At 57.8% G+C, this 11874-nt stretch carries 10 protein-coding genes and 1 pseudogene; 1 reads left to right on the forward strand and 10 read right to left on the reverse strand.

What is annotated here, in order from left to right:
• Positions 1-89: 89 nt before the first annotated feature.
• From I7S92_RS22540 to tagD, 10 genes are all read right to left on the reverse strand, one after another.
• The gene (locus I7S92_RS22540; protein ID WP_197647748.1) at positions 90-695 is read right to left on the reverse strand and encodes a glycosyltransferase; all 606 of its coding nucleotides are present in this window, start codon (positions 693-695) and stop codon (positions 90-92) included.
• Positions 696-704: 9 nt separating this feature from the next.
• Positions 705-1841, reverse strand: a complete 1137-nt coding sequence (wecB, locus tag I7S92_RS22545; RefSeq protein WP_197647749.1) for a non-hydrolyzing UDP-N-acetylglucosamine 2-epimerase — start codon at positions 1839-1841, stop codon at positions 705-707.
• Positions 1842-1906: 65 nt separating this feature from the next.
• Positions 1907-2875, reverse strand: coding sequence for a dTDP-4-dehydrorhamnose reductase family protein (locus tag I7S92_RS22550; RefSeq protein WP_197647750.1), 969 nt, complete (start codon positions 2873-2875; stop codon positions 1907-1909).
• Positions 2859-3887 carry a polysaccharide biosynthesis protein gene (locus I7S92_RS22555; protein ID WP_197647751.1) on the reverse strand — a complete coding sequence of 343 codons (1029 nt, stop codon included), beginning with the start codon at positions 3885-3887 and terminating at the stop codon, positions 2859-2861. The genes I7S92_RS22550 and I7S92_RS22555 overlap by 17 nt, the downstream gene beginning before the upstream one ends.
• Before the next feature lie 178 nt (positions 3888-4065).
• The gene (locus I7S92_RS22560) at positions 4066-5400 is read right to left on the reverse strand and encodes a hypothetical protein (RefSeq protein WP_197647752.1); all 1335 of its coding nucleotides are present in this window, start codon (positions 5398-5400) and stop codon (positions 4066-4068) included.
• A 3-nt stretch (positions 5401-5403) separates the two neighbouring features.
• Complete coding sequence (locus I7S92_RS22565; RefSeq protein WP_197647753.1) at positions 5404-6717, reverse strand: glycosyltransferase family protein; 1314 nt, start codon at positions 6715-6717, stop codon at positions 5404-5406.
• The gene (locus I7S92_RS22570; RefSeq protein WP_197647754.1) at positions 6714-8129 is read right to left on the reverse strand and encodes a lipopolysaccharide biosynthesis protein; all 1416 of its coding nucleotides are present in this window, start codon (positions 8127-8129) and stop codon (positions 6714-6716) included. The genes I7S92_RS22565 and I7S92_RS22570 overlap by 4 nt, the downstream gene beginning before the upstream one ends.
• Entirely contained in the window at positions 8126-9352 is a 1227-nt protein-coding gene (locus I7S92_RS22575; protein ID WP_197647755.1) for a glycosyltransferase family 4 protein, read from the reverse strand. Before I7S92_RS22575 ends, I7S92_RS22570 begins: the two co-directional genes overlap by 4 nt.
• Positions 9352-10494 (reverse strand): CDP-glycerol glycerophosphotransferase family protein, encoded by a 1143-nt coding sequence (locus tag I7S92_RS22580; RefSeq protein WP_197647756.1) that lies wholly within the window; start codon positions 10492-10494, stop codon positions 9352-9354. The genes I7S92_RS22575 and I7S92_RS22580 overlap by 1 nt, the downstream gene beginning before the upstream one ends.
• Positions 10495-10543: 49 nt before the next feature.
• Entirely contained in the window at positions 10544-10930 is a 387-nt protein-coding gene (tagD, locus tag I7S92_RS22585) for a glycerol-3-phosphate cytidylyltransferase (protein WP_197647757.1), read from the reverse strand.
• 229 nt (positions 10931-11159) lie between these two features.
• Between tagD and I7S92_RS22590 the strand changes: the two are divergent.
• A pseudogene (locus tag I7S92_RS22590) lies at positions 11160-11456 on the forward strand (transposase); the annotation flags it as partial.
• Positions 11457-11874 lie beyond the last annotated feature (418 nt).

Consider the following 11874-nt stretch of genomic DNA (forward strand, 5'->3'; position numbering starts at 1 on the left):
TTCGGAAAGAATGGCTTCAGGCGCTCCATTTGCGCCTCGGACAGCCAGTAGAGGTTGCTCATCGGTCAGGTCTCCTTGCGAGGCCTGAATCACGCGAACCGCCCGAAATCAATGGGTCTGGAGCCTAGCACCCGGCGGGGCTTTTCCTGCTGCCAGTGCTGGAAATAGCCGGTGTTGCCGGGGGTCTGCACACCGATGATATCGGCGGCCTCATATTGCTGACGGGCAATCCATTTGAAAAAGCGATAGGGCAGTCCCTTGCGCATCAGCCCCAGATCCACCGCCCATTCCGGAAAGATGTCGCGGATGATCAGATAGGATTTGCAGCGGCTGCGCGCCTTGAGCGTGCGCACCAGCGGGGCGTGAAAGATGGAAGGGGAATACCAGATTACTCCATCCCAGCGCGCGCCCGCCAGGGGCGACTGGCCGAGTGCCCGGCGCATCGCATAGGGCATGCGCCATTCGCCCAGCGTGCGCCTGACATAGCCGATATCCTTGGTGGCCGGCGCCTTCAACCGCATCACCCGCGCGCCGTCAAACGGCTCTTCCGCCCAATACCCGGCAATCTCGGCGGCAGGCAAAAGCACGGTCACCTCATGCCCCTGCCGCACAAAGGCGCGCGCCAGATCGCGCAACTGCACTGCCCCCGAACTGCGCAAGGGCGGGAATGTGTCAGCGATCAGAACCAGTTTCATGGCGATGGATCAGTATTTCTTCCAGACCACGCGATTGACGTAGTCAGTGTAGCTTTGCACGATGCGCAACACCTTGTCGCTGACATTCGGGGCATCGTAATCGGGCACGATGCGCAGGGCGCGCGCCGCACCACGCGGCTGGCTGTCCAGAATGGTCAAGGCCTGACGCACCCGGTCCACCTCAAGCCCGACCATCATCACCGCCGCTTCTTCCATGCCCTCGGGCCGCTCATGCGCCTCGCGCAGGTTCAGCGCCGGGAAGTTCAGGATCGAGCTTTCCTCTGTGATGGTGCCGCTGTCGGACAGCACGGCCTTCGCCTCAAGCTGCAGCTTTACATAGTCAAAAAAGCCCATGGGTTTGAGCAGCTGCACCCGGCGGTGAAAGGTGACCCCGGCGGCATCCACCCGCTTTTGGGTTCTAGGATGGGTCGAGACGATGACCGGCAGGTCATAGTCTTCAGCCACCGCATTCAGCACGTCCACCATCTTGGCAAAGTTGCGGTCGCTGTCGATGTTTTCTTCGCGGTGGGCGCTGACCACGAAATAGCCCTGCGGCCCGACCCCCAGCCGCGCCAGCGCATCCGAAGCCTCGATCTGCGGCAGGTAATGCTGCAAGACCTCAAGCATCGGGCTGCCGGTCTTGATCACCTGATCGGGCGGCAGGCCTTCGCGCAACAGATAGTTACGCGCGATGGTGCTGTAGGTCAGATTGATATCGGCGGTGTGGTCCACGATGCGGCGGTTGATCTCTTCGGGAACCCGGAGGTCAAAGCTGCGGTTGCCGGCCTCCATGTGGAAGATCGGGATCTTGCGGCGCTTGGCCGGAATGGCGGCAAGGCTGCTGTTGGTATCGCCCAGAATAAGCACCGCCTCGGGGGTGTCGCTGGCCAGCACCCGGTCGACATTGGAAATCACATTACCGATGGTGTTGGCCGCACTGGTGCTGCCCTCGGCGCTGTTCAGGAAATGATCGGGCTTGCGCACGCCCAGCTCATCGAAGAACACCTGATTCAGCTCATAGTCATAGCTCTGGCCGGTATGCACCAACACATGGTCGCAAAACTGGTCCAGACGCGCGATCACCCGCGACAGCCGGATGATCTCGGGTCGGGTTCCGACAATGGTCATGACTTTCAGGCGCTTCATGATATCCTCGATCAACAGGCTGTGGCAGGGCAGATGGCCCGGCGGCAAAGGAATACAAGGGCCGATCAGCCCTCTGCGGACTGGCTGGCCAGATAATCTTCGTGCATGGCGCGGATCAGCTTGGGCCAGGGTTTCGGGGTGAAGCCCGTTGCATGCCGGAACCGGTCGGAATTGAGCGAACGGTCGATGATCAGCGCATCATCGGGGGTGATGGTGGTGGTCTTGCCATAGATCTCGCCCACCAGACGCAACAGGTCATATTTGTTGATCGGGTCAACCGAGAGGTGGTAAAGTCCGCGCAATTCGGGCCGCGGGATCACCAGATCGCGGACAAGTCGGGCCACCTCCACCGTGGGCAGGCCCGAAAACACCGCCCGGCGGAACCCTTTCACCGTGCCCGACTGGCTCAGAAACCAGTCGATCAGGCTTTTCGCCCGGTTCATCTCATGGCCGATGATCGAGGTGCGCAGCGTGATGGCATGTTCATAATCCACCTCGCCGAGAAGCTTGGTGCGGCCATAGACGTCGTAGGCATCGGGGAAGGCGTCTTCGCGGTAAAGCCCCGCCTTGCCGGAGAACACGCAATCGGTGCTGAAATGGATCAGCCGCGCCCCAACGAGGCTACAGTATTTCGCCAACCGATGCGGCAGGCTAGCATTGATGGCTAGACTTTCCAGATGATCGCTGGCATTGGCCAATTGCTTGATGACGCCCACACAGTTGATGACAATATCGGGCTGCACTTGGGAAAAAGCGGCCAGCATGCCCGCCTCGCCCTCCAGATGCACATTGGCAATCAGCGCCCCGCGCAGGCTAGGGCTGAAATGCCGCGCCCCCGCGCCATCGCGCAGCGTGCCAAAGGTCTCAAACCCGGCATCGGCGCTGAAGGTGCGGAACAGGGCCGAGCCCAACATTCCATTGGCACCGAAAATCAGAACCCTGGGCTTTGTTGATCGTGTCATGTTCAGGCTCTTTGCAAGATATTGGATGAGACCCCCGGCGCAAAAAGGGGCCCGGTCATTCTTCCGATTCATTCAACTCGCCCCGCATCGTGGCCTTGATGAAGTGCAGCTTCATCAGCAGGGCCTGCATCCCGGCCACATCCAGCCTTGTGGTGTTGTGCGAGGTGTATTCGGTGGCCTCGGAAATCTCGACCTCACCCTGTTCGAAATACTTGCCATAGTTCAGATCGCGTAAATCGGGCGGCACGCAGTAATAATCGCCCATATCCTCGGCCGCCACCATTTCCTCACGGCTCAACAGCGCCTCGAACAGCTTTTCGCCATGCCGGGTGCCGATGATGTCGATTCGGTGATCGGGAACCCCCAAAAGACCGGTCAGGGCCTTGGCCAGCGTCTCGATCGTGGCCGCCGGGGCTTTTTGCACGAAAATCTCGCCGGGGCGCCCATGCTCAAAGGCAAACAGCACCAGATTTACCGCATCATCCAGCGTCATCATGAAGCGCGTCATGGTCGGGTCGGTGATGGTGATGGGCTGGCCCGCGCGGATCTGGTTGGCAAAAAGCGGAATGACCGACCCGCGCGAGGCCATCACATTGCCATAGCGCGTGGCGCAGATCACCGTATCGCGGCTGGAGCGCGACTTGGCCACCACCACCTTTTCCATCATCGCCTTGCTGATGCCCATGGCGTTGATCGGATAAACCGCCTTGTCGGTGCTGAGGCAAATCACCCGCTCGACCCCGGCCTGAATGGCGGCCTCCAGCATATTCTCGGTGCCCAACACATTGGTCTTGACCGCCTCAAGCGGGTAGAACTCACAGGACGGCACCTGCTTCAGGGCGGCGGCGTGATAGATGAAATCCACCCCCCGAACCGCCGTCATCACCGACTGGAAATCGCGCACATCGCCGATGTAGAACTTGAGCTTGTCGCTCTTGTACTTCTTGCGCATGTCATCCTGCTTCTTCTCGTCGCGGCTGAAAATGCGCACCTCCCGCAGATCCGAGTCGAGAAACCGGCGCAGCACGGCATTCCCGAACGATCCGGTCCCGCCGGTGATGAGTAGGGTCTTGTTGGTGAACATGGCATGCTCCTTCCGTCGGGGCTGGTCTGACAATACACTTTTAAAGGATGAGTCTTATGGAACTAAAAGATTGAATAGTCCCGTTTCTACAGGGCAAACGGGAAGTATAGGTAGGACAACCTGAACATGGGTCGACTTATAAAGCATCCCTGTCGCTGTCAAGTGATATAGCCATGATCTAATTTCTGCGAGAATCCGCATAATACAAGCCAAGCAGCGTTGTGAAGAAAACTACTTGCACGATAAATGGGATAAAAAGAAGCGGAAACACCATTTGAGAGAAGTGGTATGCAAGACTTGCGGAAATAAGAAATTGTAATGAATGCTGCCCTCTAAAAATCCAACCAACATATCTTTCTAGCGAAACGCCAACAATAGACATGGCTGTAACACCAAAAAAAGCAACAAGCAAACTTCCCGAAAAGGCAAGTATGGCAAATGCACCCGGCAGCGTTAGGAATGTCATATTGTCAAGGAACAGATTCAGATACTGAGAGTCAGAGAAGCTCTGGAAAATTCCGCGCATACCAGCGGCTGGATCTTCTGTGATCATTTGTAGGAGTAAGTCTATAGACTGCGGGCTGGAAACAGCAACCATCAGCCCTTCCGCACCTATCCATCGGTCAATGAACAGTCCGATGCTTTCATATAGATAGATTTTAAGGGATTCAACGCTAAACGATTCAGAGTTTCCATATATTGCAATTCGAATTAAGCTGACGGATACCAATGTTATAACAACTGCTGTAACCATTGCCACCAAAAGCCCGGTGATGGGTTGGGGCTTTCCATTTATCTCCTTAGACTTTTGATACATACCCATCACAATTGGAAGCATTAATACCGCAACTGTAGCGCGGCTATATGTAACGATTGCGGCAATAATGGAGGCTGCCGCCACAAAAGTAAGCGCGGATGGCGTAACCAGTCTTCTTTTAACAACGCTGTTTGTAGCCAAAATGGCTGTCAGCATTGGAGCGCCAAGATAAACCATAAACGAGGCTGGTGCGTTCAATCCAAAAGGAAGGTTCAAATCTCTTCCAACGCCAACCCTGTAAAACCCATACTGCCAATTAAGCGCGTAAATGGAAAATATCAGAAAAATCGCCACATAGTAGAATAATCGCTTATTTGTCTTTTGAAGAGATCTGCCAGCATATTTTCGTCCAACCGGTGTAATTCCTGTGCTTGCAAGCGCAGAAATAAGAAGAGCAAGAGAAATTGTGAGCGAAAACAGGTAAAAACTGTCCCACTGTTCTTGCGTGCCAGAGAACTTTCCAGTCGCCTCCACGAAGGGGTAGCCAAATATGCCGTGAACCGTTATCTTTGTCCAATTTCCAAGCAGAAAAGTAGCTGTAAGAAATCTTATATATATAGAAACTCTCGAATTGTTTATGCTGAGAAGAAGCGCATATGCGACAAATGAGTATGGTATATAATAAAGGAAATGCTCGGAGTTGGCGCAATGAGTAACCGCCATCACCATAAATAAAACTGTGTATCTCAACTTCATTTTTTAGGGGGTCAGTGCGTTAGATGATGTCATAAGGCGCTTCTCTTCTTCCGCTTGTATTGGTGGATGAACGTCATGCTCTGTCAGACGCTCCATAAGCTCTGCCGTCGCTTGCGGCAAAGCCTCGGGATAGAGTGCTGCGACCTCGTCAAAGCTGAGCTGCCGGCCCCGGCAGCGGGCCAGAAAGGCCTCAGCCTGCCGGACATTCTCGGCAAAGCGGTCGCGCTCTTGCAGCAGACACAGCGCCAGAGGGTATTTCGCAAGGATGCCCGACACCACATCCTGCGCCACATAGGCCAGATGCAGGATCGGCTTGCCGGTTGCCATGTATTCAAAGATTTTGCTCGACACCTGACGGCCCTGAGCCTCGCCAAGGTTCAGCAGCACATCGGCGCCTTGCACCGCCGCGTCGGCCATGGGCTTGGCAACCCGGCCGTGGTTGGCAATCTCGACCCGCCGCGGTCCGGACAGGGGTTGAACCTTGTGGGCATTGTTGCCCATCACATAGAAATCGGCCCGCATGGGGTCTGCGGGCCGGATGGCCTGCAGCAGTTCCAGAAGATAATCCGGCTCGCGTACCTTGCCGATCAGTGACCCGGTGTAGCACAGTCGGATGGTGGCATCCTTGGGCGGCAGGTTCTGCGCCTTGGGGGCAAATAGCAGCGGGTGTTCCAGAAAGGTGATCTTGTCGCGCAGGGGCTGTTCGAAAGGGGCCTCGAAATGCGCGCGCAACGGGTGCATGGCCAGGATGGCATCGGCCTTTTGCAACATCTGGCGTTCCAGCCGCAGATGCCGCCCGCGTTTCAGCCAGCGCGCCAGTTTCAGAACATGAAGCGAGCCGGAGTCGGCGAAATCATCAAACAGATAGGGCAAGACCCGCGTGCCCGGATGGGCGCGTTTATAGGCCAGCGCCGCCAGCACGGATTCAAACGGAAAGACCAGTGGCACGATGGCTTGCGGGGCGGGGGTCAGGGCCTCAAGCTGGTCAAGATAGGCGCGCACCAGCGCCCAGTCGATGGTTGCAGGCGACAGCAGTCGCTTCAACGCCCCCTTGGCGCGCAAGGCCGTCAGCCCCAGTTGCGCGCGCCGCCCGCCTGTGGCGCGTAGGCTGTTGCGCTGCTTTATGGCCGGGGTTTCCACCCGCAGAATGCGCAGCCCCTCATGCTGATCCTCCAGCGGCAAGGCCGTGTCATCGCGCAGGGATATGACCGTGATGTCATGGCTCTCGGCCAGGCATTTCTGCACCTGATAGCCGCAATAGCCCACGGCCGAAAAATTCGGGTAGAACGAGCCAAGCAGAAAGACAATCCGGCTCATCGGCGGCGCCCGCGAAGCTGCTGCCATGCGGCCCGCAGTGCGGCGCGACGGATCAGGGCAAGGCTGGCCCCCATAAGCAGCCACAGACCGGCCGCGACCGGGGCGGAGAGCAGCGATGTCACCAACAAGAACCCCCCCAGGATCAACGGCTCTGCAAGAAGTTGCAGCTCAGGCTTGACCCCCATATGGCGGAGCAGAAAGATTTCCGAGGCATAGACCCGGAACAGCATCGTCACAAGAGCGGCATAGACCACCGCCAGAATGGAGTGAAACCACACAAACCCCAGCCAGGACAGCGCCGCCGCGATCAGCAGGCTGGCCAGATTGGCAACCAGCATTGGTCGCTCCAGCCGCAGCGCCTTGTAATAGGTGTTGTTGACCAGCTGCATCTTGCCCTGCAGCACGGTGATCACGAACATCGCATTCAGGAACACGGCCACCGGCTGATAGGCGGGGGCGACCTGTTCGATGAAGGCCAGTGCCGGGAAATAGCCCGTCAGCATGACCAGCGCAAAGACCGCATAGGCCCGGGTGGTCTTGTCGAAATAGAGCAGATAATTGTCCCGCGGTTGGCGGCGCAGCGTGGGGTAGATCACAATGCTGAGCGCGGTGATGCTGATCAGGACCACATTGGCCAGCGAGACGGAAAAGGCATAATGGGCATAATGCCCCAGCGCGCCCTGATACTCGACGATGATGCGCCCGACTCCAAGCACCAGCATCCCCGAAAGATTTGCGATCAAAAGCTGAATGCCCGCCCCGGCACTGTCAAAAAACTCCTTCACCCCTTCCGCACGGCGGGCCAATGACCCCAGAAAGAGTGGCCGATAGCGCTGCAACAAGACAAGCAGCACCACCAGCTTGGATGCGATATCTGCCCCGATCAGATAGGTGAAGGTTTGAAAATCCTCACTCAGCAGCGCCAGCAATGCCAGAGTGAAGAACACCTTGTCGGCCGAGTTGATAAAGGCATAGCCCTTCAGCTCATTCGTCGCCTGAAGCGTCAGAGAGACAATCGAGATAAGACCCAGAAGAATCACATTGGCGGCCACCGCAAGATAGACGGTCTGCCTGTCAGGGTCGCTGTTGGTCAGGGCAAAAGCCACCAAGGCCACCTTGCCAAGCATCAGCACGCCAAGATAAACAATATTGGCCGACCGGATGCGGGGCAGTGGCAGTTCGGTAAAGCCATGCCCGCCATATTTCAGATAAAGCCCGTCACCATAGCCAAAGGTGAATAGGCCGATATGGACCGTGTAAAAGACATAGATCTGCCAATAGCCATAGTCTGACAGGCCCAGAAGAACCGGAATGGCCAGTGCCTTGATGAAGCCAGAGATCAGCACGATCAACTGCGAGCCAAAGACATAGATGAAATGTCTGAGAAAGGCAGAGCGGGATTTGTCGGTCACGGCGCATCCGCTCCTGATTGGGGGGCGCTGCCTGCGGGCAGGCGCGCAACCTGCCCCGCTGCCACCGCCTGAAACATCGCAAGATTTTTCGCGGCGATGTCCGAGTTCTGAACAAAATCTTCGGCATAGTGGCGGGCGGCCTGACGCAGCCGCCCCTTGTCGGCTGCGCTGAACGCGGCAAAGGCCGAAAGCCCTGCTGCCCAATCCTGCGCGCCCCCCTCGACCCCGGTAAGTGACAGCACCCTGAGCGCGCCTTCGGCACCCGCCTGCCAAGGGGTTCGGTCACTGACCAGCACCGGGGTTCCGGCGCGCAGCGCTTCGAAGATCACGTGACCGAAATTCTCGCCATGGGTCGGGAAGGCAAAAAGGTCATAGGCGGCAAAGGTTGCCGAAACGGCCTCGGGGGCCACCGGCCCCTTGTGTTGAACTGTCACATGGGCAGGCAAGGCCGCCATCAACCGCTGGCAGGCCTGCCAATGCGCGGCATCCTCCACCGGGCCCCAGATATCCAGCGCGATCTCTTCGGGGCACTGGGCTAAGGCCCGCAGCAGGCCATCTAGGTTTTTCATCGGCGAAATGCGCGACAGAAAACACAGCCGCAACTGGCCCGCGGGGCTGGGTGCCGGGCGGTTCTCGGCAGGCACCGCCGCGCCAAGATCAACGGGGTCTTTCGCCAGATGAATCCGGCCTGCGGCAGACGGAAACTGCCGCAGAATATCGGCCTGCTCGGCCGCGGTTGAGGCATGCCAGCTGACATCGCGGTAAAGCCGGAACCATTTGCACAGCGTCAGGAAAAACCACTTCTTGCTTGGCTTGATGGCCAGGGCACCTTGGGAAAACTCACCGCGCGGGGCCAAGAGGATCGGCAGGGGTGGCGCTTGGCGGCGTGCCCAGTGATAGATCTGGATCGACGAGCGAAAGCCGAAAAAGCTGTTGAGATAAAGCAGCGATGCGGGTTGCCCCTCCATGGCCGCCTGCAACCCCGCGGCCGAGAAGGTTTCGGGGCGGGCGTAATAGACCGGATCGTCTGGGGTTTCGATCCAGCGATCGAGCTCGATCCCATCATAGGGCTGATCTGCGCCAAGATCCCGGTCGCGGGTAAAGACGGCCAGTTCAACCCGACCCGCCAGCAGGCGGCGCATATTGGCAATGGTGCGCAGCGGCCCGCCGCCCTTGAAGCCGGGCAGATAATAATCCAGCACACAAAGCACGCGAATGGGCATCAGTGGCTCTCTCCCATCACGCAATCCAGAATGCGCGCCGCCGCCCCGGCATCGCTGTGATCAAAAAACAGCTTTTTCAGCTTCGCCCGCCGCGCGGCATAGGGGTCTTCTCCGGCCAGAACCGGGCGCAACTCGTCCAGAAAACTCTCAAAGCTCCGTGCCACTTCGGCGGGCAGGAATTCGGTGATCGGATTGAACGAAAACCCCCGGCTCTCTTCATAAAGCGCAATATCCTCGAACAAGAGGACAATCGGGCGGTCCATGAGCATGAAATCGGCTATAATGCTGGAGATATCCGAAATCAGCGCATCCGCCGCCCCGGTCAGCTGATAAAGCGACAGGCCTTGGCGTGCCAGCCAGGCTTCATCCATGAAATGCAGGTTACTGCGGTTGGTGTGGCTTTGATGCGCGGCCATCGGATGCGGTTTGACCAGGCAGACCGCATCATGATCGCTGAGAATCCGGTTGAACGTCTCTTCGGAAAAATTCGAACAGTTGAAGACATTGCCAAAGATCGCACCATCCGACTGGCCTGCGGCATAGGGCGTTTGGCGAAAGGTGGGCAGCCACAGAAGGATCTTGCGGGGCAATGGCCGGTCTGGAAAGGTCCGCCGCCAGATCTCGGCGCGATCCACGCTCAGCATCCGGTCGGTGCGGGCCTGACCCGTCAGGATGATCTGCTCGGGTGGCATGCCGAAAGCTTCGGCGAGGATGTCACGCGTGAAGGCCGAGGTGGCCACAAGATAGCTGTCCTCGCGCCCCTCCTGGCCCACGGTGCGTCCGATGGCTTTGAACGGGATGCCGTGCCACAGATTGACGCTGATCTGGTTGGGTGGGGTGCGGCGCAGAAAATGCCCGTGGGTGATGAAGAGATATTTCGCCGTCAGAGCATAATAGATGTCCCACACGCTTCTCTTGCGCACCAGCCGCGTTCCGGCGCGTAGCGGCACCGGCGGCAGGACCGCAGGATACTGCACCACCCAGATGACGCGCTTGACCGGCCGCCCCTCGAGTGCCGCATAGACCGCCAGAAGATTGTCCTCATAAGGCGGGAACCCCCGCAAGACAGCGGTGCGCGATTTCGGAAGCACGCGCGCGGCAAGATAGGCAAGAGCGCGGACAAGGGAGGCTGCAAAGGTCATGGGTCTCATCAGGGGGCTGGGCGGGCCACGGTCCAGAGGTTACAGAAACCTAGCTGCCAATGAGCTCGCGAATCTGGGTCGAGGAAATGCTGGGCGTGCGCGGCAGATAGATGACCTCGCAGAAATCTGACAGGAAGTCGAACTTGCCTTCCCAATCGCTGCCCATGGTGAAGGTGTCGATATGATAAAGCTTCACATCCGCGACCTTCTGCTCCCAAGTGTCTTCCCTGATCACCAGATCGACATAGCGCAGGGCCTCAAGAAAGAATTTCCGCTCTTCCCAACTGTGAAAGGCCTTCTTGTTCTTTTGCGCATTGAACTCATCGCCCGACAAGCCGACGATCAGATAATCTCCCAAGGCGCGCGCTCGTTGTAGCAGCCGGATATGCCCGAAATGCAGGGTATCGAACGTTCCATAAGTCATAACGCGTTTCATTCAGTCCTCCGGGTCTTGAAGGGGAAATCCGGGTGGGTCTTTCCGTCATGCATGCCAAGATGTCGGTCGTAAAGCCTCCACCCGGTTGCGCGGGCTGTTTCTACGGGCAGCCCACTCCTTGCTTCAGGCCGAAGTCTTACCTGGATTGGCGTGCGGGTGGTGGAGGCCGTCTATTGCGGCGCTTGGGCAGGGCAATCTTGCGATAGATCATCAGATAGGCCAGCACCATATGGACGACAACCTGCCCGAGCCCTGCATCCTGCTTGCAGACCGAGGTTATGACTCTGACAAGGTTCGAGAAACCATGGAAGCGCGCGACGTTGTGCCGGTGATCCCGATGCGCAAATCCCGCAAGCTCCGCGTGGCCGTGGACCGCACTCTCTACCGGCTGCGCAACCTCGTCGAGCGGTGCTTTAACAGGCTGAAGAACGCCCGCCGTGTCGCCACCCGCTACGACAAGACCGCCGAAAGCTTCCTCGGCTTTATCAACATCACATCGATCCGCCTTCGCCGTTTGTCGACATGACCTAACAAGATCGGCACCTCAGGCGAAAGATGCCGGAACTTCAGATAGACCTGAATCGATGCGTGATAACTGAAAAAACTGTTGAGGTAGATTATGTCAAAGTGTCGCCCGCCATCGCGCGCTTCAGGCCGGAAGCCGTAAACTGATTGGGACTTGCATAGTATACTGGCCCAGCTTCCGTGTCGGTCCAGCAGTTCACGAGAATGGAATCGTATCGCGTTTCAGAATCAAGATCGTGGTCACGTATAAAAATCGAAAGTTCGACATCCGCGGCTAACTCTTTCCGCATGTTAGGCTCCAGACCCATTGATTTCGGGCGGTTCGCGTGATTCAGGCCTCGCAAGGAGACCTGACCGATGAGCAACCTCTACTGGCTGTCCGAGGCGCAAATGGAGCGCCTGAAGCCATTCTTTCCGAA

The organism is Tabrizicola soli (assembly GCF_015999335.1).
Classification (GTDB): Bacteria; Pseudomonadota; Alphaproteobacteria; order Rhodobacterales; family Rhodobacteraceae; genus Tabrizicola; species Tabrizicola soli.